Genomic DNA, 23,627 nt, shown 5'->3' on the forward strand with positions numbered 1-23,627 from the left:
AGATGCCGTTTTTGATATTCTGAGCAAAGCGCATACGAAGTGAAGAATCTACAAAATTCCTCGAGATAACATTTCTTTTGTCAAGCTGAACTCGTTTCAGCTTCTCATTTATAAATAATTTTCATTTTTGTCTTGACAACGAAACAAAAAAGTCAAGGCTATAAATCTATTGGACTTAAAATAAATATCATTTCGGGAATGAATTAAATAATTCGCTATCGCTCACTAATTCATTCTAATCCTACATTCAATTTATTTTTTAACGTCATAGATTTAGATGCCGTTTTTGATATTCTGAGCCTGTCTAAGAATTTATTGATAATATAAACGATAATTAATCGCGTGATTTTTTAAAAGATTTTGTTCTATTAATTGTTCATTTACTCCATAAAATAAAGTTGAAGCTGATTTAGTTTCAAGTAAATCAAAATAACCATTTCCTTCAGGACAAAAAGGATTTTCGTAATGAGTTTCATAACCAATCAAGAAGTTTTTAGCTTCGGATGGTTTGATTTTTAAATGAACAGGAAAAATATATTTCCCCACATAATCTTTATCCACTTCAAACCATTTTTCAGCAATCAAACTATTCTTTGAATCCTTATTTTCTAAAATAATCGGTTTAAAATAATAGTATTCGTTACAGTAATTTTTCTTCTTGATTTTGGATTCGAACAAGATTTCAATTGCTACAATTTCGATTTCAGATTCTATTGGTAAGTGTAATGTAGAAAAGACTTTTATACCATAAGTCGTATGATCGGTTAAGCGAATAATCTTTTTGGACTTTGGTCTAAATTGCTTGTATTGGGAATAATCCATCAACTGAAATTCATTCAAATTAATTGTATCATTTGATTGCGCAAAAGTTAGAATTGATAAACAAAAGAATACTAAAAACCTCATCTAATCTTTCTTTTTCAACAATTCTTTAATTTCTCTAATTTCTTCTAACAATTGATTATTTTGTCGTTCTAAATCTTCGATTTTTTCTGAATTTTTAAAGATTTTATCAAAACGTACTAAGTATAATCTGAAGATTAAAACAAATACGATAAATATGATTATTCCTCCTATGTTTTCTATAATTCCCATAGTATCAAATTTACTTGATTTTTTTTGAGTTTCCTCGGAATGATATTTTGTTTTATCAAGCTGAATTTGGTCAATATTTTTCATTTTTGTCTTAACACAAAAAGGAAACAAGAATGTCAAGCTGAACTCGTTTCAGCTTCTCAATATATAAAGCGATCCTGAAATAAATTCAGGATAACGAATCCTTGTAAAAAAACACAATGAATCTTCTTCGATAAGCTCAGAATAAATTCTTTTAAAAACTCAGCATTAAAAAATCCCAAATCAAATGATTCGGGATTTAAGAAATATTGTAATTAATCGATTAGATTAAATTTAAAACTTGTTCTAAATCTGCTAATAAATCGTCGATGTCTTCGATACCAACAGATAAACGAATTAAATCGTCTGTAATACCAATTTCAGCGCGTTTTTCTGCAGGAATTGACGCGTGTGTCATCGTCGCCGGGTGATTTGCTAACGATTCAACTCCACCTAAAGATTCAGCTAACGTGAAAACTTTTAAGTTTTCTAATAATTTAAAAGCATCTTCTTTTTTACCAGAAGTTAAAGTGAAAGTTACCATTCCACCGAAATCTTTCATTTGCTTCTTAGCAATTTCGTGTTGTGGATGATTCTCTAAACCTGGATAATATGTATGTGCAACTTTTGGATGAGCTTCTAAGAAACGAGCTACTTTCATACCATTAGAACAATGACGATCCATACGAACCGCTAAAGTTTTGATTCCACGTAAAACTAAGTAAGAATCTTGTGGTCCTAAAATTCCACCAGTTGCGAATAAATTAAAGTGAACATCAGTTGCTAATTGATCAGAATTAACCACAATTGCTCCTGCTACTAAATCTGAGTGACCTCCTAAATATTTTGTTGCAGAGTGCATTACGATATCCGCTCCTAATTCGATCGGACGTTGTAAATATGGCGAAGCAAATGTATTATCAACAGCTACTAAAACATCAGCTTTTTTTGCTTTAGCTGCATCATTGATTGCTTTGATATCAACCACTTTCATTAATGGATTTGTTGGTGTTTCAATCCAAACCATTTTCGTGTTGTCATTGATTAAAGCTACAGTAGCTTCAACATCTGTCATATCTACGAAATGAAATTTTAAACCAAATTTCTCGTAAACACGAGTAAATAAACGGTAAGAACCACCATATAAATCGTCCATAGCGATGATTTCATCACCAGGTTTGAATAATTTTAAAACACCATCGATTGCTGCTAAACCAGAACCAAATGCAAAACCTGCTACTCCTCCTTCGATAGATGCTAAAGCATTTTCTAAAGCCGAACGAGTTGGGTTTGCTCCACGAGAATATTCGTATCCTTTGTAATCTCCAGGAGAACGTTGTGCAAATGTTGATGTTTGGTAAATTGGAGTCATAACCGCTCCTGTAGATGGATCATGGTGTTGTCCACCGTGTATAGCTTTTGTATTGAATTTCATGTTGTATTCTTTAAAGTATAGCAAATATATGGAGTTTTATTTATTCTAAGTTTTAATGTTTTGTTAGAATTTAGTTCAGAATATTTTTGGATTGAATAAATACATTTTCTACTGCATATATACCAAAAACAGAAGGTTTAGCTTTTACAATTACATGATTTTTTGTCAAACTAATTTTCTCAAGCTTTTGATATAAATTTTTATTTAAATCTACTGTCTCTTTATTTCCTCTAAAATTAATTTTTAGATTATAATAATCTCCACCTCTTCTATATCTTCCTTTTTTAATTTCTAAAATTTCACAATTTTCTGTAATTGTTGATTCTTCAGCTGATTGATTAATAAGATATTTAAATCCAAAATAACTAATCATTGAAATAAAAAACGCTAACACTAATGATCCAAGAATTTTTAATAATAAATCATTTGATTCAAATAACTTATTTTTAATAAATGGAATATTAAATATCAAAAAAATTATAATAACATGAAATACATAAAATAATACCAAGTTTTGACATTTAGTAGAATTATTTCATCAGTTATATACAGTAAATATATTATTGCAGTATAGACGAAGAAAATAAATGTAGAATACTTTTCTGCCTTTTTATTACTTTTTTCTTCTTGTATTCTTATTCTTTTACCAACAGAATTATTAATATTTCTTCCCATTAACTAAACAATTCGTGTAAAACTTGTAATGAATTTGGTTTCTTAAAATTGTTGGTATGTATTTGATAATACTTCACTAAAATTTCTAGCAATAAACCACGCTGTTGTTGATTGAAATGATTTTTCGATTCTAAATCAAAAGGTGTATTCAGTAACTTTTTGAATAATTGAGTTTCGATCGGATTTAGCATATTAATAGATGAATTCGATTCAGAAAAGAATCCATTTTCTAAATCAAAATATTGGGCAGATTCATTATCATCATTGGGATAGAATCCTAAAAAGTGCGTTAAATTCATCAAGAAAACCAAATGAAAATCGGCAAATTCTTCCTTCTTCTCATCAAATAAAACTAAACTCTGTTTAATAAATTGGTATAAATCTTCGTTATGTTCTTCCGCTTTTAAAATCAAATTTAAAAGTTCAGCCAAAAAGAAAACAATTGCAGATTTCACGGGATGAAAATGCAGTGATTCATAATAATAAGCAGCTTGCGCTGATTTTATAAAGACCAATTGTTGATCGTTTGACTTTGGTTTATATGCAATATCTATCTCGTTTAATGGAAAATACAAAGCCGTATTTCGTTTCTTTTTAGAGAAAACTCCTTTAGCTATAAACGATTTCAAGCCTAATTGTTCGGTATAACAACGAACAATTAAGCTTGTATCTCCATATTTTAAACTTGATAAAACAATTGCTTTTGTTTCAATCTCTTTCATTATCTCACTACAGCGATTTTTAGCGTTTTAGTTTCTGTTCCGTCTGCATTTGTCATCAACACTATATAAATTCCAGATGCCACATCTTTTCCTTTACTATTTTTTGTGTTCCACTCTACAATTCCACCATTTGCTTTGGCTTCGTACAATAAATTTCCAGTTACATCTGTAATTTTTACTGAAGCACGATTTGGAATATTTTTGATAATCATATTTCCTTTGAACCCAGGCCGAACCGGATTAGGATATGCAATAACATGATCAAAATTATCGCCAACATCTTGTACATCTCCATTAAAAACAACTACACCTTTTTCTGTTGCGAAATATACTTTCCCATTCGAGTCGTCTATTTCAATATCATAAACTGTATCAGATGGTAGTGCTGAATTTTTAGAAGTGAAGTTATAAATAGTCTGTTCTCCATTATCAGAAACATAGTAAACACCTGCAGCATTTGTCGCAATCCATTTTCTATTTGCTTTATCCACTTTAATATCGTTGATTCGTGTAGAAGTTAACAAAGCTTCTGGAATACCGTCTTGAATAATAACAACTGGTTCTGTTCTATAATTACCTGACTCGATAGAAGAATCAGCATTATTTAAAACAGTTAAACCTAATAAAGTTCCAATCCATGCATTATTATTTTGATCGATGGCAACTGTTAAAACTCCATCTTCATATAGATTTGCATTAGATTTTGTTAGAGTTACAACTTCCGTCATATTTTTATCTAAAACAGAAACTCCACCAGTTCTTGCATTTGGAAACCAAATATAATTCGACGAAAAATCTGGAGATAAAGCCGTAGATGGTCTATTTTTATTAGATCTTAGACGACGCCAAGACTGACCTTTTCTTTGGTAATAATGATTAGTTTCCCAACCTGATGGCTCGTCTACGAAAGAACTACTAACATATAAATCTCCATCCTTATCAAATGCACCTCCACCCATTCGGTAAGACCATACAAAAGGTGAAGTAATGTGATTAACATCAAAAGACTCTCCGTTTTGAGTAAATTCAAACATTCCGATTTTTTGTTCAGTTCCCCAATTTGGTCGTTCTGCAAATGGGATTGCAATAAAATTATTATCATCTTTTGGATTTACAGAAATCTTCACGAAATCTTTCGCGTTATATAAATCCGAACTTTTAAAATGTTTCCATTTGAACTTATCAAAATAATAAAATCCATCAGCATTAAAAGTTGGCGCATTAAAATCACTCATTCCACCTGGCGCAATCCAAACTTTTTGTTTACTAACAGCTAATGAATAAGATAAGTTATTAAAAGGTCCATCAGGTTTATAACCTTCTGAATTATCTAAGTACGTTAAGTCAAAATCAATCAACCCAAATTTTGCTGTTCCACCAAAATACTTATTATTGTGAAAAATTCCTGTATTTATAGGCATTTTTTGCAGTTGAGTTCCTCCTTCCGTAGTTTCATAATAATCTTCTGAATGTGTAATTACACTCTGATTCGAATTCATAAAACTTACTTGAGAAGCTTGTGCAATTGCTAAAATATCATGATTCGATTTTAAATCTTTAATATTAGAAAAACTCTGTACTTGAGAAAATTGTGTATCAGAAGTTAATTTATACAACATTGAATTTGATGCAAAATACATCTGACCATTAAAAAGCTCTACATATTTTACACCTCCTACAGATTGAGTCCCTGTTAATAGTTGCCAAACATAAAAGTTTGGAAAATTTGTTCCGTTAATTAACTGATAAGAATATATTCCACTATCTGTAGCCGAAAAAACACGACCATTGTAAATTGCAGATTCGTTTACTGCAATATAATTACCGTTATTGTAGAAAAAAGTAGTTTCTAAAAACTCACGATCCGTTAAACTGTAAGAAGCAATACCAAATCCACCAGAAATAATTGCAACATTGTCTTGGATAAAAATGTGATTAATCTTTTTAGCGCCAGAAAAACTATTCCATGGAATATCTAAAACCATTTGAGTTTCGCCATCAATTAATAAATCTATCGATCCATTTTCGTAACCAATAATTAAAGTATTTGTTGCTGCATCGTAGTTCATTGCAGTGATACCAACATTACTTAAAATATTTGTCTTGTTATATTTTACCCATTCTCTTTCTGGATTTGAAGAATCAAAAAGGAAAATTCCGTTTTCTGTAGCGCAATACAAAATACCTTGAACTTCTTCAATGTATTTTACATTAGAATAGGAGAATAAATCAGACCATCTTCCATTTGTATTCTGCCCAAAAAGCGAGAACACAGGAAAACATAATATTAGTAAAAGGTACTTCTTCATAATCAACAAAAATACTGTTATTTATAACAATATTTTTAGTGAAAAATTGTAATTATCATCGAGAAAGCTCAAAATACTTTCCTGGTAATGGTTGCAGAATATTCTTTAACTCTAAATCCAACAAAACTGGCATCAATTCATAAGTCAATAAATCTAAACTAATAGATAATGCATCGATATGAGTCTTTCCATTTTGATCTAAAAAATCTACAATTTTCTGCTCTTCTACTGTTAATTCAACAAACATTTCTAATTGATTTGTTTTCTTTGGATTATCGTTTAAATTTAGATGGTATGCCAAATCTTTAGATGATTCAATCAAATAAGCTTGATGCGTTTTAATCATATAATTACAACCTGAACTCAATATATCTGTTGATTTTCCTGGTAAAGCAAAAACATCTCGATTGTAGTCATTCGCAAATTTAGCTGTTACTAAACTTCCTCCATGCGAACCAGATTCTACCATAATTGTAACATCTGAAAGTCCTGCTATTATGCGATTTCGTTGTAAAAAATATTTTGGAGAAACACCTTTTATCGAAGATTGTTCAGAAATCCAACCTCCAGTTTCTAACATTTCTAATGCGACATTTTTATGCTGTGGAGGATAAATATGATTGAGATGATGAGCTAAAACTGCCCAAGTTGGAATATTAAATTTTAATGCTTGTATATGGGAATAAATATCACAGCCATAAGCTAAACCACTAACGATTGTAACATCATAATCTTTGATTCCGTCAATTAATTCCTCTATAAATAACTTCCCATAATTAGTCATTTTTCGTGTGCCTACAATTGCAATTTTTTTTGTGTTTTCAAAAAGAATATTCCCTTTTGTAAATAATACAATTGGTGCATCAGGACATTGTTTTAAAAGTGAAGGATATGAATCATCAAATAAGGTTATAATACTGATATTATTAAATTTACAAAATTCGATTTCAGCATCTGCTAAATCAAGATACTTTTCATTCCCAATATCTTTAATTAATTTTGGTCCGAAACCACTAATATTAAGTAATTCATTTTTAGAAGATTCCCATACAGCTTTAGCACTACCAAAGAAATTAACGAGAAAAAATATTCGATTATCTCCAATTCCTTTGATAAATGACAACGCTAAAATGTATCTTTGCTCAGAATTCATTCTTTTAAATTAACTATTTACATTCAAGACACACATTTTTAATTATTTATCTTAATAAATCGAAAAAAAATGTTAAATTCGTTGTTATGAGGTTAGAGAACTATATTAATCAGCTTATGTTTCAGTACGATTGTGTAATCGTTCCGAAATTTGGTGCGTTTATTTCGCATCCGACAAGTGCAACTATTAACCAAGAGGATCATACAATCACTCCTCCGCATAATGCAGTTTCTTTTAATTCATCATTAACATCGAGTGATGGAATTCTTGAAAAAAAATATGCTTTAGAAGAAAAGGTTAGTATTGAAGATGCTTCTTTACAGATTGAAGAAGACGTGAACAATTGGAGATCTCGTTTAAACAACGGTGAAACAATTGTGTTGGATAATATAGGAACGTTTACAAATGATACTGAAGGAGTTTTGAATTTTAAACCTCATACTACTGAAAATTTCTTATCAGATGCATTTGGATTGCGAGCTATCAAACCTAATTTAATTTTAAATACTCCAGAAGTAGCAACTGTGGTACCCTCTTCTAAAAGAAATTGGTCATCGTTTTTAGCTGTTGCATCAATTGTTCCGATTATTGTAGGTGGATATTTTTACTTTAATACACCTCAACCAGTTCAGAAATTTGTTGATCATCAATGGAGTGGTATTGTTTTACCAGCGATTAAAGAAGCAGCGCCTAATTTATTAAACTCTGCATCACCAATCGAAAAGATTAGTAAATTAGAAGATGTAATTCATAATTTACCAACAACAATTTCTAATCCTTTAGAGTATGTTCAAGCTGGAACCTCAGTTTCTGTACCAGCTGAAACTGATTCTACAGGACAAAATGTATTATCTCGTTTTGAGATTACCGTTGTTGAAGAAAAACAATTAAATGAAGACGAGAAAGAAGTTAAAGCAATTATCCGTAACTCGAAAGTTGATGCTAATTCTTTAAATTCTAAATCATCTAATTCTTCTACAAAAGAGACTGTAAAATCTGCGAAAGCAGAAGAAAACAACAATGTAGCAGGAAAAGGAAACGATAAAAATGCGGAAGATGTAATTAGAATTGATTCTAATCCAAAAAAATTCCAAGTTATCGCAGCTTCATTGAGAAGAGCTGATGATGCAGCAAGAATGCTACGTTTCTTAGAAAGTGAAGGTTACAAAAACGCAAGTATCGTTTATGTTAAAGGTCGTTTCTACTACGTAACTTTTGACGGTTTTGATACAATGGAACAAGCTTCTAAGTATTTAAATAATTTACACAAGCAACGTCCAGACGCTTGGATTAGAGAGCATAACTAATAAATTATTATTATCTTATAAAAAAAGGGTTACTATGTTAGTAACCCTTTTTTATTACACTATAATTATGTTATTTTTAATGAATATGTATAATAATTAGTAATTCTTAAATAGAATATTGAACTTTGCAACTCAATAAATAGGTTTATGTTAAAAACTAAAACAGCAAAAGAATCATTAGCAGTAATGACAAACTTGGTTTTACCGAATGAAACCAATCAATTAAATAACATGTTCGGTGGTGAACTTTTAGCTCGTATGGATCGTATTTCTGCTATTTCTGCAAAGATGCATTCAGGAAGTTTACAAGTTGTAACAGCAAGTGTGAATCACGTTTCTTTTAATCAACCAATTCCTCTTGGAAGTACAGTTAAATTGGAATCGAAAGTTACTCGTGCTTTTAAAACTTCGATGGAAGTTTATGTTGATGTTTTTGTTTATAACTATGAAGAAGAAAAGTTTACAAAAACAAACGATGCAATTTATACTTTTGTTGCTTTAGATGGTAATAATAAGCCTGTTGAAATTCCTGAATTAGTTGCTGAAACTGAATTAGAAATTGAACGTTATAATGCAGCTTTACGCAGAAAACAATTAAGCTTAGTATTAGCTGGTCGTTTAAATCCGAAAGATGCCAACGAACTGAAAGCTTTGTTTTTAGGTTAATATAAAAAAGCCACTCGATTGAGTGGCTTTTCTTTTACTTATTTTGTCCCGCAATGCGGTCTCTTACATATTCTACTTTGGTTTTACCATGAGGTTTTGGCACTCCATTTTCGTCTAAATTTACCATTGTTATTTTATCAACAGTAATAATCGTTTCATGCGTCATTTTGTTACGAACTTCACAATTTAAAACGAGAGATGTTGTACCAAATTTCACAACTTCAATTCCAATTTCAACAATATCTCCTTGCTTTGCAGAAGCCATAAAATTAATCTCGGACATGTACTTTGTAACTACATGTGGATTTTCTAATTGAACAACACTATAAAGTGCTGCTTCTTCATCAATCCATGCTAATAATCTACCTCCGAAAAGAGATTTATTTGGATTTAAATCTTCTGGTTTTACCCATTTACGAGTGTGAAACTTCATAAGCGTTCATTTGATGTAATTTATTTTCTTTTGCAAAATCATTAGCGGCTGAAATAAACTTCACTAAATCAACTGCGAATTTCCCGTCAAGGATACTTTCATTTTTACGAAATAACGCATCAGAAACCTCTTGTATAGCCTCTGGATGAAAGTTCTTTTGTTCTGTAGATACTTTGTTTGAACAACAAACATTCTTTAAATCACTGTAAAGCATTTGATTTAAATATTGATCACCAATTTTAATCGTTCCTTTTTCAGCAATAATCGTAATATTTGATTCGAAATTTTTATTAAAAACAGACGTCGTGTAAGTCATATGACCAACAGCTTCGTCTGCAATAAAATCAACATATCCACTATCATCAAATTCTGTAATATCAGAATGTGAAAAATTAAAACTTCTTGAATTTACGCATTTAACCTCATCAAACCAATAGTTAATGATATCTACGAAATGAGAGAATTGAGTATATAAAACTCCACCATCCATATCGTCTGTACCATGCCACTCTCTTAACTTGTAATAATTTCTATTACGGTTCCAATAACATTGTACATTAACCATGTGTATTTTACCTAAAGCATTGTTCTCTACCAATTTTTTTACATATTGTACTACTGGAGAAAAACGTAATTGCATAGAAGAAAATACGCGTAACCCTTTCTCATTTGCAACAGCTAAAATTTCTTCAGCATCTGCAACATTTAACGAAATTGGTTTCTCGATGAAAACATTTTTTCCAGCCTTTAAACAACGGATAGCATGTTCGCGATGCAAACCATTAGGTGTTGCAATTACTACCACATCAGTTGTTGTATCTTCTTGTAAGAAACTCTCTAATGTAGAGTAAGTTATTGCATCAAGATCAGAAGGTAAATTAAAATCGATAATCGAAATTAAATTAGCATTTTCTGTATCTCTAATCGCTTGTTCATGAACTTTACCTATATGTCCATATCCAAGAATGGAAAAATTTTTCATACAATTATTTGATGATTTTTTCTAAAATCTTTTGTGTAATTAGGTAAGTTGGTTTAACACCTGTTAATCCTAAACCTCCTGATGCTAATGTACTTCCAGTTTCTAATGGATTATCAGAAGCGTAGTAAGCGTACATTACTTTCACATCTTTGTCGATGTGGTGACGAATTTTAGAAGCTACCTGAATTGCTTTGTGGTAATGTGCTCCTTCCATTTCTAACCCTACCGCTTGGAAAGATGAATTTTTGAAATATTCTAAGATGTCTTTGTTTTGTAAAGAAGTTCCTAAAACCGAAATCATTGGCCCTTCGTAAACTCCTAAACCTGAATCTTTAAAATCTTCAGCTGTTAATTCATTGTCAAAAAAGTAATTATCAGTTGTTCCTTCAAATACGTGAGATGTTGCAATCATAATATCTCCTTTAACACCTTCTAAAATTCCAGCTTTCCCCATGATAGACACAGATTTCACATTCATTTTAAAATTAGCTTCTGCTTTTTTGTATGGTTTTAATAACTCATCCATTGCTTCAAAAGCTTGCTCTCCAAATGCATAATCCATAACGATAATTACTTCGTTATCTTTTGCTTTTGCATAAGAGAATCCTGTATTTTTAAGATCAACTTTCGCTAAATCGATAATTTGTACATCGATATTAGTTCCTGATTTATCTTTAATGTAAATTAATCCTTGTTTTTTTACATAATCAAGTAACTCTGCTCTTAACAATTTATTGTTTGCAGCACTTAAATCTTCGTAAATTTCAACAGAATCACCTTTGTATTTACGTTTTAAACCATCATAAGCATATAACATATTAGATACTGAATGCATATTTGCACTGATGATGTGAATATTTCTTTCGTGTAATCCGTTTTCGAATAATTGACGTTTAATTTCATTCGCCCATTTTTCTCCAATTACGTGATGTCCGATAGATTCGCGTAAAGTTGATGTAAAAGTAATTTCACGTTTCTTAACTCCGATACGATCTGCCTGACTTGTCATTCCCATCCAGTAAATGATAGAGAAGAATTTGTCTGGCTCGTCTGCCGTTCCGAAATATTCGTGAGTAGACTGCGTTTCTTCAAACGTACGTCCTAAGATGCTTGATAAGTGCATAATTGCAACTTCACGCTCTTGGCGAGTTAAATCTTTTTTCGTTAAAACGATTTCTTCAATAACTTCCCATAATCTACTTTTAGTTAAAGTTTGATTATCAAATGCGTGATTTCTGATTTTATCAGCTTCGTTGTATAAGAACGTTAAGTGTGTTAAAACATCAAAAATATCTGAACGACCTCTAGAAATTTCGATGTTCATCTGATCATCATCGATTCTGTAACAAAAACGACGTCTTTTTGCAGGAATAATTGGAGTAAAGATTGAACGATCGTACCCTTCATCAGCAGTAAAAGAGATAAACGGAGTTTCTACAATTCCGTCAGGCAAACGATCTAAAACGTACATTAAACCACTTAATTCTACTTTATTAGGATCTGTCATAGAACCATAAATTTCTGGTTCTAATTCAAATAATAAGCTTCTTAAAATTTTACCAGGATTTCCTGACACTCTATAAACACCACGGTGAAATAAGTGGCGCATTGAAATATATAATCTTTCGATCGCATCTGTCGATCTTCTAGCTCTTGATATTGCCATAATTTTTTTTACTTTTTTTGATTATTTAATTCAGCCTGAATTTGCATTAACTCTCCATACCATTCTTCTCCAAATTTTCGTACCAAAGAATCTTTTGCAAACGTGGCTACATTCACTTTTAATTCTTTACCTAATGTACAAGCATCTGAACAAATATCCCACACATGGTAGTTAACTGCAGTAAAACTTGAATATTCCTTAACACGAACTGGGTATAAGTGACAAGAAATAGGCTTTTTATATTCAATAATACCTTCTTCGTACGCTTTTTCTATTCCACACTTAGAAAAACCGTTTTCTTCGAAAACTAAATATGCACATTCTTTGTTGTTAACTAACGGTGTAACCCAGTCACCATCAGTATCCATTGTATATTTACCTTCGTTTTCAATTACCTCAATTCCTTCAGGTCTTAAAAAAGGTTTTACATCTTCGTAGATATCGTCTAAAATAGATAACTCGTCCTCTTCTAAAGGAGCACCTGCGTCACCTTCTACACAACAAATTCCTTTACATTTATTCAAGTTACATACAAACTCTTCATTAAGCAATTCTTCAGAGACCAAAGTCTTTCCTATTTGAAACATAATCTATCTATTTTTTGTAACCGACAAAGATACGGCGTTTTCTTCAGAAAATTGTAATTTTGTAAGCTAATAATGAATAAAGCTATCCATAAAATCAATCATCCTAAGCAACTTAGGGAACTAAATCAGGCAGATTTACCTGATTTAGCAAAAGATTTACGCGAATATATTTTAGATACTTTAAGTGTTAAACCAGGACATTTAGGTGCAAGTTTAGGTGTGATTGAATTAACAATTGCACTGCATTATCATTTTGACACACCGACAGATTTGTTAATTTGGGATGTTGGACATCAATGTTACCCTCATAAATTATTGACTGGAAGACGTGATAATTTCGACACCTTACGTCAAGAAAATGGTATTTCTGGATTTCCTTCACGTGAAGAAAGTGAATTTGATGTATTTGGAACTGGCCATTCTTCAACTTCTATTTCTGCTATTGTTGGTATGGCAACTGCTGATGAAATTAATGGTATTAACCGTAAACATATCGCAGTAATTGGAGATGCATCCATCACTTCTGGTATGAGTTTAGAGGCTTTAAATCATCTTGGATCTACAGATTTGGATGTTTTAGTGATTTTGAATAACAATTCAATCGGGATTGATCCTTCAGTAGGTGGATTAAAACAACATTTTAATCAATTAACAAATAATCAACATTCAATTTTTGAAGATTTTGGTTTGAATTTTCTTGGAACTGTTGATGGACATAATTTTGATTCATTATTAAATGCTTTTCAACAAGCGAATGAAACCAAAGGTCCTAAAGTTTTACATGTAAAAACAGTAAAAGGAAAAGGATATGAAAAAGCCGAATTGGATCAAGTAAAATGGCATGCGCCTGGTTTATTTGATAAAGAAACAGGCAAAATTACAAAAGTGTCTAAAAGTAAATCGTACCAAGATGTTTTTGGTGAAACGATGTTAGATTTATTAAATCAAAACGAAAAGATTATTGCAATTACTCCTGCAATGATTACTGGTAGTAATTTAGTAAAATGCCATGAGAATTTCCCGAAACGTGTAATTGATGTTGGAATTGCAGAACAGCACGCTGTTACTTTTGCAGCTGGATTAGCAGCACAAAATACAATTCCGTATTGTACAATATATTCGACTTTTTTACAACGTGCATACGATCAAGTCATACATGATGTAGCGCTACAAAATTTACCTGTTGTATTTTGTATTGATCGTGCTGGAATTGTAGGTTCGGATGGAGCAACGCATCACGGATATTTCGATATCAGTTATTTGAATACAATTCCGAATGTGATTATTGCTTCGCCAAGTAACGAAAAAGACTTTAAAAACATTTTATATACTGCTCAGTTTACTGAACAACCTTTTGCCGTTCGTTTTCCAAAAGAAAGTATTGAAACAAACGAAAATACTTTTGAATATCAGAAAATCACGATTGGTAAAGCGAATAAAATTACTGAAGGAAACAAAATAGCTTTATTGGCTACAGGTCAGTTATCATATACAATTAAAGAAATTATAACAGAGAATAAATTAGAAAACGAAGTCTGTTTAATCGACTTCCCATTCATTAAACCATTGGATGAACAATTCATTAAAATTTTAGCTTTAAAATACAATGTTATTGCAACTTTTGAAGATGGAATTTTAAATGGAGGATTTGGTGATTCTGTTTTAAAGATTTTAAATAAATCGAATTATAAAGGTAGTTTTAAAATGAATGGATATCCTGATGAATTTATTACTCATGGAACAATAAATCAATTAAATCAACAATTAGGATTAGACAAAGAGTCGATTTTAAAATTCATTCAATCTTATTTATAAATTTTGGAATAAGAATTGTTTACATCTTCCCAAATTCAAATGATTATGAATAAAATTATTCCATTTTTAGCACTTGTATTATTTACAATTTCGTCATGTTCTACACCCAAAAACATGAGTGAATTTTATGATAAATACGACAAACAATCTACTGTAATTCCTTTACCTAAATTTGCAATCAATTTAGCGAAGAAAAACACCGATTTAAAAATATTAGAGTATATCAATTCTGCCAAAGTATTCATCATTACAGATGCAGGAAAAGCAAAACAAAATAGAGTAATTAAAAATCTTATCGCTGCAACAAAAGGTGAAAACTATGAACAGATGATAAAATTAAAAGTGAAAAAGAATAACGTAAATGCCGCGTACTTAGAAGATAAAGGACAAATAAATCAGTTAATTCTTGGTGTTAACGGTTTACGTAATGTTTTAGTTATCGATTCTAAAGTTAATTTAACGAAAGAACAATTAGAAGAAGCTTTAGATAATGTAGATTTATCTGAATTAGAAGATATCTTAAAATAGATTTTTCTAGTTGTATATTCTCAACGTATCTTTGACCCATGAGTGGAAAATTGTATTTAGTACCTACGCCAATTGGAAATTTGAAGGATATGACTTTTAGAGCGGTAGAAATTCTAAAAGAATCTGATGTAGTTTTAGCAGAAGACACACGTAACAGTGGAATTCTTCTAAAACACTACGAAATTGAAACGCCAATGCGTAGCTATCATATGCATAACGAGCATCAAGCGACTGAAGATATTATCAGACAATTAAAAGACGGACAAACGATTTCGATTATCACAGATGCTGGTACGCCTGGTATTTCGGATCCTGGTTATTTATTAGCAAAAGAATGTGTTGCAAATAACATCACAATCGAGTGTTTACCTGGTGCAACAGCTTTTGTTCCTGCTTTAGTTGTTTCTGGTTTACCTAATAATGAGTTTACTTTTATTGGTTTTATCCCTGTTAAAAAAGGAAGAAAATCGAAATTAGATAGTTTAGTTGACGAAAAGAAAACAATGATTTTTTACGAATCTCCACACAAAATTGGACGTACGTTGAAAGATTTAGCTGAAACTTTCGGAAATGAAAGAAAAGCGAGTTTATCTCGTGAGATTTCAAAGAAATTCGAAGAAACTTTAAGAGGTTCTTTAATCGAATTAGCTGAAATTGCTGAAAAAAGAAATTTAAAAGGTGAAATGGTTTTAGTGGTTGAAGGAAATCAAGAAAAATAAAAACATTCTCTAAAAAAATATATAAAACTGTATTCAAGAATTTGAATGCAGTTTTTTTTATTCTTCGAAACGAATATCCTTGATATTTAATTGCCAAGTTCCTTTTCCTTGCCAATAATTCATACCAATTGTATAAACCATATCGAAAGAACAACCTTCTTGTAATTTTTTACCAAATTTCCCTAATTTAAAACCAATTGCTGGAAATGTTGAACGTGTATTTTTTTGATGAACATACAAGCGAGCATGTTCTTTTCCTACCAATCTAAAATCAGTAGCAATCAAATTCTTAGACAAGAAAACCGGATTCATGTTTTCTGGACCAAAAGGTGCCATTCGCATCACTGTTTCTAAAAATGATTTAGAAATATCATTAAAAGATAATTGTTTATCAATTTCTATAATTGGAGTAAAATGTTTTGCTTCGCTTTCTTCACGTACAGTTGCTTCAAAAGCTTTTTTAAATGCCTCAAAGTTTTCTTCTTTTAACGCTAAACCTGCAGCAGCCATATGACCACCAAATTGCGTTAATAAACCAGAATTCTTTTCAATTGCATTATACATATCATACTCTTGAACTGAACGTGCTGAGGCAACCAATTCGCCTTCGTAATTTTTAGTAAAAACTAAGGTTGGTTTATAAAACATATCAACTAAACGAGAAGCTACAATCCCAATTACTCCTTTGTTCCATTCTGGGTGATAAACTATTGTAGAAAATGTTTTGGATTGATCCAGATCTTTTAATTGATCTAAAGCTTGTTCAGTTGTATCTATATCTAACTTTTTACGTTCGTTATTTAACGAATTAATATCAGCTAAATACTTTTTACAATCCTCTTCGTTCTTACTCAACATAAAACGAACTGCTTCAGAACCATGTTTAATTCGGCCAGCTGCATTAATTTTAGGTGCTATTGAAAAAACAACGTTAGAAATATTTACATTTCCTTTTATGTTTGTAGGAATCATCTGTTCGAAACCTAAACGAGGATTTTCATTCAAACGCTTTAAACCTGCATAAGCTAAAATTCTGTTTTCTCCAGTAATAGGCACAATATCAGCAGCAATACTTACAGCAACTAAATCTAATAAAGGATCTAAAATATCATTATCCATATTAAATTGTGCAATGTAAGCTTGTACTAATTTAAAACCTACACCACAACCACTTAACTCTTTGTAAGGATAAGGACAACCTTTACGTTTTGGATCTAAAACTGCATATGCGTTCGGAATAGATTTATCTGGTAAGTGATGATCGCAAATAATATAATCGATACCTTTAGAATTAGCAAAATCAATCTGATCATGAGCTTTTATCCCACAATCTAAGGCAATAACTAACGAAATCTTGTTCGCAACTGCATGATCTATACTTTGATAAGAAATTCCGTAACCTTCGTTGTTACGGTCTGGAATGTAGTATGTGACATTCGAGTAGATAGAGGACAGAAATTCGTAAACCAATGTTACAGCTGTCGTTCCATCTACATCGTAGTCACCAAAAATAAGGATATTCTCCTCATTATCTATAGCCCATTTAATTCGAGATACGGCAACATCCATATCTTTCATTAAAAAAGGATTATGTAAATCTTTTAATGATGGGTTGAAAAACGATTTAGCTTTTTCAAAATCTGTAATCCCACGCTGAGCTAATAAAATAGCAGTTGTTTCGGAAACACTTAATGTGGTCCTTATACTCTCTACAACTTCCGTAGTAGGTTGCTCTTTTATTTGCCATTTTTTGTCCATCAGTAAATAGGTTATTTGCTATAAATTTATACTATTTAAAGATAGGAAGAAAAGAAAATAACTATTTTGATTTATTTACTTCTTTTACATATTTATCTAACGCCATTGTCATTGACGGAGTTTCTTTTGTTGGAACCTCGATATCAATACGTAATCCCATCTTTTTTGCTTCAGCTACAGTGTTTTTACCGAAAACAGCAATTCTTGTTTGATCTTGTACAAAATCAGGGTAGTTTTCGAATAATGAAATGATTCCTGATGGAGTAAAGAAAACTAAGATATCGTATTTTACATCTTCTAAATCAGATAAATCACTAGACATAGTTCTAAATAATGTAGCTAATTGCCAATCTAAATTTAAACTATCTAATAACTTAGGAACATCTGGTTTGATTACGTCTGCTGCTGGAAGTAAGAATTTTTCTTCTTTGTGTTTCTTAAATAAAGGAACCATGTCCGAAAATAATTTCTCTCCAATATAAATTTTACGTTTTCTGTAGACAATGTACTTTTGTAAGTAAAAAGCAATAGCTTCTGACTCACAGAAATATTTCATCGTATCTGGAACTTGAATTCGTAATTCTTCAGCAATACGAAAGAAATGATCAATTGCATTACGACTTGTAAAGATAACTGCAGTAATTCTTTGAAAGTCTATCTTCTGTTGTCTAACATCTTTACCGTCTACTCCAACTACTTGGATAAAAGGACGAAAATCAATTTTAATCTTATAGCGTTTTTCAATCTCAAAGTATGGAGAATTGTCCGCCTGTGGCTTAGGTTGTGATACTAATATCGATTTAACTTTCATAGTAATAATTAGATTCCTTTACCAATAATTAGGAACTTTGCTAAAACCATTATTGGTAAAATTTCTAGGGTGCAAAGGTACAAAATATTGTAATACCAAATAGATTTATTCGTTGATATTTGATTAGAATACCTAAAATAGATTTCCCATATACGATTAACACATAATAATATAAACCATGAAAGCATGATAATGTTGCCGTCTAAATCAGAATAAAAATAAAGAAAACAACTGACAATCAATATTAAAATATTTCTTGCATTTACGTAACTAGAACTTTTCATGAAGAAAGATATCGAGTTATCTTGATAAAAAACTCGGAAAAAAGCCATTTCAATAATCAGTTTCATCAACATCACAGCAGATATCAATACGAAACAAAAAGCAATTCGCAATGGAATAGTTAGCGTATAATTTAATACTTGTACATTAAAATGCGCTACAAGCAGTGCACTAATTAGTACAATCATCATAATATTGATGATTAAACTAAATAAAGTGGTGTTGTCGTCTGTAAAACTTAAATACTCCGTTTTATTCTTTAGCGTCTTAAAGTTTTTTGCAAACAAATACTTTGATGCACAAACAATTAATAAACAAATCACTAAGATGATTAGTATATAATCGTTGGTTTGCGTGTTTTTAGCAATACTAATTAATTCTGTAGCTTTCATAATTTTTCCAAAAATACAAAACCCTATCAATCTAATAACTATCTTTATCCCCTCAAAATGATATTTATGTCAGACAAATTAGTCATCATCCCGACATATAATGAAAAAGAAAATATACAAGCCATTATCAGAGCGGTTTTGGCAATGGATGATACTTTTGATATTTTAATAGTTGATGACAGTTCTCCAGACGGAACTGGCGATTTGGTACGTGCATTATTTGATGAAAGTAATGGGCGATTACACTTAGAAGTTCGTACAACAAAAGACGGATTAGGAAGAGCGTATGTACATGGTTTTAAATGGGCTTTAGCGAATAATTACAAGTACATTTTCGAGATGGACGCAGATTTTTCTCATAATCCAAACGATTTACCTCGTTTATACGACGCTTTAGCAAGTGGCGCTGATGTTGCTGTTGGCTCTCGTTACAGCAATGGTGTAAACGTTGTAAACTGGCCAATGGAACGAGTTTTATTATCATATTTCGCTTCAAAATATGTACGTGTCATCACTAATTTACCCGTACACGATGCTACTGCAGGATTTGTTGGTTATAAAGCTGAAGTTTTAGAAGCTTTAGGTTTAGATGATATCAAATTTAAAGGATACGGATTTCAAATCGAAATGAAATACAAATCTTGGGTTAAGAAATTTAAAATCCAAGAAGTTCCTATTATATTTACAGATAGAACTTTAGGAGAGTCTAAAATCAGCTCGGATATCATCGGAGAAGCTGTTTTTGGCGTAATTTCTTTAAGATTAAGAAACATGTTTGGTAAACTATGAAAAAACTAGCTTACATCTTTATTTTATTAATCGGAATCGTTTCTTGTAGCAAACCTTATGCGAAGAAACCAGATAATTTATTGAGTAAATCTGAAATGAAAAACATTTTAGTAGATATCTATACTAGCCAACAAATGATGAATTCTATACAAGGACAATCATCAAATCAGGTGTTAGACATTGCTAAGAACACCATGTATATTTTCGAAAATCACGAAACTACACATAAAATTTTTGAAGAAAGTTTTAAATACTATTATACTCAAACAGGTGATTATCAGAAAATATTAGATCAAGTAATTGATGAACTAAAGGATAAGTTATCTGAAGAGGAATTAAAACGATACGAAGAAATTCAATCACAGGTTCAACAACCTCAATAATATATAAACCGATTACGAAAAGTAATCGGTTTTTTTAATTTTAAAAACATACTAAAAAAACAAAGTCGAGATTAAATCTCGACTTTATGATAACTTATTTCTGTAATTCTTGTTCTATTCCAAAAACCCAAAGGATTTTTTCGTCAGCTAAACGATTTTTCGCTTCTTCGATATAATCGTTCTTTAATCGTTCGTAAGCTTCTTCACTTATATAATTAGGATCGAACGGAGGAACTGGCATTACCTCAACTTTAAAAGTCTTTGTATGTCCTTTATAGTTCACTTCCTTTTCTATATATTGTTTTTCTTCTGCCATTTATCTGTAATTGAATAATCAAACTCTTACAAAGATAGAGATTATTGAGAAATTAAATGAATAATGTAATTTTTCCTAATTAACCTAAACCTATAAAATAAGATCCTTACTTAGAAAATTTTCTGATTTTCTTGTATATTAAATATAACTCATCTAAATCTTTAGATATATTTTCATATTTTAAAATTAAACAAATCGTTTCACTATTTATATTAACACCATCTAATACATTTGTAAAAATTTGTATTGATTGTTTCATACATTGAATCTTATAAAGTATTTTATAAAAATTGGTATTAATATTATTGTTAATAGCTATTAATTCTTCTGGTAATTGGCTTAGGTGTGAATTCTCATTTATCTTAACAGAATTCTCGTTAATATTTTCAATAAAAAGCTTTAAACTATTATAGTCATTTATAAAGTTACTTTTATCATCATTATAATTTTTCTCTATTTTAATAAAGTCTTGAAATTCTAATTTATCTATAATTTTATTATTTAAATATTTTTCAGAATACAACGACAAAATACCTTCAAGATTTATTAAAATATTATTTAAAAAAACTTTATTAAGATCATATGCTGTTTTTCTTTTAATATAATTAGGCCACCATTGTACAATAAAATAAAAAATACTACTACAAATAATACCAATAAATAAATCATTTATAATCTCGTTAATTCGTTTACTTATAATACTATTAAAAACCGAACAAAATTTAAAATCAAATGTTAGACATCCTAAAACAATTAAAGAAATAACAGATATTAATAATATAGCTTTATCAAAAGATTCTATTTTTTTCATAATCGAAAATGTAATTAAATTATTAAGTGTAAAACTTTCTTTTCTTCCCATAAAAAATACCCCAGAAAGTGTCTAACTTTTTGGGGCATGTCCACAATTTATGTTGAGGTTTTATTTGATTTTATCATCTTGGTACTTTTTAAGTATCATCTTGGTACCTATTTATGACTCTAAAACTGATTAATACCTATTCATGATCATTTCCTAAATCTAAATTAAACTTATCTTGGTACCTTTAACATTAGAATAAAATACCTATTTTAATTTTACACCTCCTAAAAATAATTTACCCTTATTAGATGTTTTATAACGTTGATATTTAGAGTTAGGTTTATCTGGAAGTGTTCTCTCTATCAGATCTTCAGCTAATAATCCACCTAAGTACCTTTCCCTAAAAGACTGCTTATTTGAATACCCCATTTTATTAAGAATTTCATCTAAAGGAAGTGGATCCAAACAAAGAAATAGGATCTGTAATAGGTATAAATTTTTCTTAGGAATAATCTTGGTACCTTTTTCCTCCCATCTTGGTACCTCTTTCCAATTATCTTCTGTAAAATTCTTATTAACAGCCCAATCTAAATTTTGCATCTTGATACCTTCTTCATTCCATCTTGATACTAAATTGAAAATAACATCTGATTGTTCTATTCCTTCTACTTCATCAGATAATGGAATATTACTAAGATGATCTTCATTAATATAACCAAATGAATTTATACCTATAAACTCTAATAAAATCCCCGTAAATGGAGATAAATCACGTTGTAATAAAGGTATTTCGGTTTTAAAGATATTATCTTCAAAAAATATAGGGACAGCTCCTTTAGCATATTCTGCTAAAAATTTAGCTATATTTCTAACTCCAGAACCTATTTCATCAGTCCATCCAAATGCAGTAAAAAACTTTCTAATATTAGGATTTTTGGCAAATGGTGAGAAATTCTGAATATCTAGAGCTCCAGTAAAAGTAGCTCTATTAGGATTAGTTGAAATTACTTTGTTTTTATAAATTATAATTTCTGTAGGTTGATTATTAGTATACTCTCTATGTACGATTACATTACCAACTAATTCACGAAATATATTTTCTCTTAAACTAATTCTTTGACCATTTTCATCGACATAAAATCTTTCTTCCAAATGTTTACGAATAAACTACATTAACCGTAAATATGTATCGATTAAATTAGTTCGTAAAGGTGGTGTTATTCTATCATCCCATCGATCCAAATTATCACGTCTAACCATTGCTTCTACTTTATAAGCTGGTAATAAACTTTGTATTGTTTCATCCTTTCCAAAGATAAGTGCAGCAGCTAATGTAAACCCCTCTTCACCTGTTTTAAAATCTTTTCTATACAATGACGAACTTCTCAAAATTTCTAATGGTTCCATATTTAACCAAGGATGTGATGGATTGGATATCTTGATTAAACTTTTAGCTTTATCAAAAAGATTAATATCTAAATCCTAAAATTTTAAATACTCATAGATTTGACCTTCCGTAAAAATCTGTCTTTTCCTAAAGTAAATTTCATTCGTTTGGGTGTCATCAACTATTTTTATATCAGCTTCATCAACTCTATCGTAGATATCGTTATTATAACAATGCACTTGTGAGCTCACTGCTAATTTGATAATAATAATATTTTTCTCCTTATACTTATAAGGAAAAGGTGAAATAGATATTGGTGGATTATTGTTGAAGGATTATTAACCGTTGTTGATACGGTCGTTATAAAACTACTTAACTTATCCTCTGGTATACCATTAACATCTCCATTATCATCTACACCAGCTAAAATAACACCACCTTCCTTGTTTAAAAAAGAACAAATTGTATCATAAATACTTCTTGGAACTTTACCGTCATCACATTTTTTAAATTCAATGCGAGTACCTTCTCCTTTAGATAAAATATTTTCAATTTCTTGATTTGTCATCAGTTCTATGTTACAATTTTAGTAAT

The 23,627-nt window shown here is 30.4% G+C and carries 26 protein-coding genes; 7 read left to right on the forward strand and 19 right to left on the reverse strand.

Annotated features, from left to right (window positions below):
• Positions 1-312: 312 nt before the first annotated feature.
• The 7 genes from EAH69_RS06460 to dprA form a co-directional block, all read right to left on the reverse strand.
• Positions 313-906 (reverse strand): hypothetical protein, encoded by a 594-nt coding sequence (locus EAH69_RS06460; protein ID WP_121934374.1) that lies wholly within the window; start codon positions 904-906, stop codon positions 313-315.
• Positions 907-1,179 (reverse strand): hypothetical protein, encoded by a 273-nt coding sequence (locus EAH69_RS06465; RefSeq protein WP_121934375.1) that lies wholly within the window; start codon positions 1,177-1,179, stop codon positions 907-909.
• A gap of 220 nt (positions 1,180-1,399) precedes the next feature.
• The gene (locus tag EAH69_RS06470; RefSeq protein ID WP_121934376.1) at positions 1,400-2,551 is read right to left on the reverse strand and encodes a cystathionine gamma-synthase; all 1,152 of its coding nucleotides are present in this window, start codon (positions 2,549-2,551) and stop codon (positions 1,400-1,402) included.
• Between the two features lie 70 nt (positions 2,552-2,621).
• Positions 2,622-3,023, reverse strand: coding sequence for a hypothetical protein (locus tag EAH69_RS06475; RefSeq protein ID WP_121934377.1), 402 nt, complete (start codon positions 3,021-3,023; stop codon positions 2,622-2,624).
• A 202-nt stretch (positions 3,024-3,225) separates the two neighbouring features.
• The gene (gene recO / locus EAH69_RS06485; protein WP_121934379.1) at positions 3,226-3,948 is read right to left on the reverse strand and encodes a DNA repair protein RecO; all 723 of its coding nucleotides are present in this window, start codon (positions 3,946-3,948) and stop codon (positions 3,226-3,228) included.
• Positions 3,948-6,257 carry a type IX secretion system anionic LPS delivery protein PorZ gene (porZ, locus tag EAH69_RS06490; RefSeq protein WP_121934380.1) on the reverse strand — a complete coding sequence of 770 codons (2,310 nt, stop codon included), beginning with the start codon at positions 6,255-6,257 and terminating at the stop codon, positions 3,948-3,950. Before porZ ends, recO begins: the two co-directional genes overlap by 1 nt.
• 55 nt (positions 6,258-6,312) lie before the next feature.
• Positions 6,313-7,410 (reverse strand): DNA-processing protein DprA, encoded by a 1,098-nt coding sequence (dprA, locus tag EAH69_RS06495; protein WP_121934381.1) that lies wholly within the window; start codon positions 7,408-7,410, stop codon positions 6,313-6,315.
• An 86-nt stretch (positions 7,411-7,496) separates the two neighbouring features.
• Here dprA and EAH69_RS06500 point away from each other — a divergent pair, with 86 nt between their 5' ends.
• Positions 7,497-8,717 carry an HU domain-containing protein gene (locus EAH69_RS06500; RefSeq protein ID WP_121934382.1) on the forward strand — a complete coding sequence of 407 codons (1,221 nt, stop codon included), beginning with the start codon at positions 7,497-7,499 and terminating at the stop codon, positions 8,715-8,717.
• A gap of 147 nt (positions 8,718-8,864) precedes the next feature.
• The gene (locus EAH69_RS06505; RefSeq protein WP_121934383.1) at positions 8,865-9,383 is read left to right on the forward strand and encodes an acyl-CoA thioesterase; all 519 of its coding nucleotides are present in this window, start codon (positions 8,865-8,867) and stop codon (positions 9,381-9,383) included.
• A gap of 34 nt (positions 9,384-9,417) precedes the next feature.
• Here EAH69_RS06505 and EAH69_RS06510 read toward each other — a convergent pair whose 3' ends face one another.
• The 4 genes from EAH69_RS06510 to EAH69_RS06525 are packed head-to-tail and all read right to left on the reverse strand — an operon-like array spanning position 9,418 to position 13,051.
• The gene (locus tag EAH69_RS06510) at positions 9,418-9,816 is read right to left on the reverse strand and encodes an acyl-CoA thioesterase (RefSeq protein WP_121934384.1); all 399 of its coding nucleotides are present in this window, start codon (positions 9,814-9,816) and stop codon (positions 9,418-9,420) included.
• On the reverse strand, positions 9,797-10,798 hold the full coding sequence (locus EAH69_RS06515; RefSeq protein WP_121934385.1) for a Gfo/Idh/MocA family protein: 1,002 nt from the start codon (positions 10,796-10,798) through the stop codon (positions 9,797-9,799). The genes EAH69_RS06510 and EAH69_RS06515 overlap by 20 nt, the downstream gene beginning before the upstream one ends.
• A 4-nt stretch (positions 10,799-10,802) precedes the next feature.
• Entirely contained in the window at positions 10,803-12,464 is a 1,662-nt protein-coding gene (locus EAH69_RS06520; protein ID WP_230466731.1) for a DUF6909 family protein, read from the reverse strand.
• A gap of 8 nt (positions 12,465-12,472) precedes the next feature.
• Positions 12,473-13,051 (reverse strand): DUF3109 family protein, encoded by a 579-nt coding sequence (locus EAH69_RS06525; protein WP_121934387.1) that lies wholly within the window; start codon positions 13,049-13,051, stop codon positions 12,473-12,475.
• Positions 13,052-13,123: 72 nt separating this feature from the next.
• Here EAH69_RS06525 and EAH69_RS06530 point away from each other — a divergent pair, with 72 nt between their 5' ends.
• The 3 genes from EAH69_RS06530 to rsmI are packed head-to-tail and all read left to right on the forward strand — an operon-like array spanning position 13,124 to position 16,113.
• Positions 13,124-14,866, forward strand: a complete 1,743-nt coding sequence (locus EAH69_RS06530; protein WP_121934388.1) for a 1-deoxy-D-xylulose-5-phosphate synthase — start codon at positions 13,124-13,126, stop codon at positions 14,864-14,866.
• Positions 14,867-14,911: 45 nt separating this feature from the next.
• Complete coding sequence (locus tag EAH69_RS06535) at positions 14,912-15,394, forward strand: DUF4252 domain-containing protein (protein ID WP_230466732.1); 483 nt, start codon at positions 14,912-14,914, stop codon at positions 15,392-15,394.
• Positions 15,395-15,432: 38 nt separating this feature from the next.
• The gene (gene rsmI, locus EAH69_RS06540; RefSeq protein ID WP_121934390.1) at positions 15,433-16,113 is read left to right on the forward strand and encodes a 16S rRNA (cytidine(1402)-2'-O)-methyltransferase; all 681 of its coding nucleotides are present in this window, start codon (positions 15,433-15,435) and stop codon (positions 16,111-16,113) included.
• 57 nt (positions 16,114-16,170) lie between these two features.
• Here the strand turns inward: rsmI and recJ are convergent, their stop codons facing one another.
• From recJ to EAH69_RS06555, 3 genes are all read right to left on the reverse strand, one after another.
• On the reverse strand, positions 16,171-17,871 hold the full coding sequence (gene recJ, locus EAH69_RS06545) for a single-stranded-DNA-specific exonuclease RecJ (RefSeq protein ID WP_121934391.1): 1,701 nt from the start codon (positions 17,869-17,871) through the stop codon (positions 16,171-16,173).
• Positions 17,872-17,932: 61 nt separating this feature from the next.
• Entirely contained in the window at positions 17,933-18,682 is a 750-nt protein-coding gene (locus EAH69_RS06550; protein ID WP_121934392.1) for a uroporphyrinogen-III synthase, read from the reverse strand.
• A gap of 8 nt (positions 18,683-18,690) precedes the next feature.
• Positions 18,691-19,356 carry a DUF4271 domain-containing protein gene (locus tag EAH69_RS06555; RefSeq protein ID WP_121934393.1) on the reverse strand — a complete coding sequence of 222 codons (666 nt, stop codon included), beginning with the start codon at positions 19,354-19,356 and terminating at the stop codon, positions 18,691-18,693.
• 66 nt (positions 19,357-19,422) lie between these two features.
• Here EAH69_RS06555 and EAH69_RS06560 point away from each other — a divergent pair, with 66 nt between their 5' ends.
• Both EAH69_RS06560 and EAH69_RS06565 read left to right on the forward strand, forming a co-directional pair.
• Positions 19,423-20,145: a polyprenol monophosphomannose synthase gene (locus EAH69_RS06560; RefSeq protein WP_121934394.1), complete on the forward strand. Its 723-nt coding sequence runs from the start codon at positions 19,423-19,425 to the stop codon at positions 20,143-20,145.
• A complete protein-coding gene (locus EAH69_RS06565; RefSeq protein ID WP_121934395.1) occupies positions 20,142-20,528 on the forward strand; it encodes a DUF4296 domain-containing protein in 387 nt (128 codons plus the stop codon). Before EAH69_RS06560 ends, EAH69_RS06565 begins: the two co-directional genes overlap by 4 nt.
• 94 nt (positions 20,529-20,622) lie before the next feature.
• Here EAH69_RS06565 and EAH69_RS06570 read toward each other — a convergent pair whose 3' ends face one another.
• The 5 genes from EAH69_RS06570 to EAH69_RS06590 all read right to left on the reverse strand — a co-directional run bounded on the left by EAH69_RS06570 (position 20,623) and on the right by EAH69_RS06590 (position 23,601).
• On the reverse strand, positions 20,623-20,844 hold the full coding sequence (locus tag EAH69_RS06570; protein ID WP_121934396.1) for a hypothetical protein: 222 nt from the start codon (positions 20,842-20,844) through the stop codon (positions 20,623-20,625).
• 106 nt (positions 20,845-20,950) lie between these two features.
• Positions 20,951-21,655, reverse strand: coding sequence for a hypothetical protein (locus tag EAH69_RS06575; protein ID WP_147439103.1), 705 nt, complete (start codon positions 21,653-21,655; stop codon positions 20,951-20,953).
• Positions 21,656-21,910: 255 nt separating this feature from the next.
• Positions 21,911-22,798, reverse strand: a complete 888-nt coding sequence (locus tag EAH69_RS06580; RefSeq protein ID WP_121934398.1) for a Fic family protein — start codon at positions 22,796-22,798, stop codon at positions 21,911-21,913.
• Positions 22,799-22,813: 15 nt separating this feature from the next.
• Complete coding sequence (locus tag EAH69_RS06585) at positions 22,814-23,053, reverse strand: hypothetical protein (protein ID WP_121934399.1); 240 nt, start codon at positions 23,051-23,053, stop codon at positions 22,814-22,816.
• A 233-nt stretch (positions 23,054-23,286) separates the two neighbouring features.
• Complete coding sequence (locus tag EAH69_RS06590) at positions 23,287-23,601, reverse strand: AlbA family DNA-binding domain-containing protein (protein WP_121934400.1); 315 nt, start codon at positions 23,599-23,601, stop codon at positions 23,287-23,289.
• Positions 23,602-23,627 lie beyond the last annotated feature (26 nt).

Origin of the sequence: Faecalibacter macacae, from assembly GCF_003687725.1 — a bacterium.
Taxonomy (GTDB): Bacteria; Bacteroidota; Bacteroidia; order Flavobacteriales; family Weeksellaceae; genus Empedobacter; species Empedobacter macacae.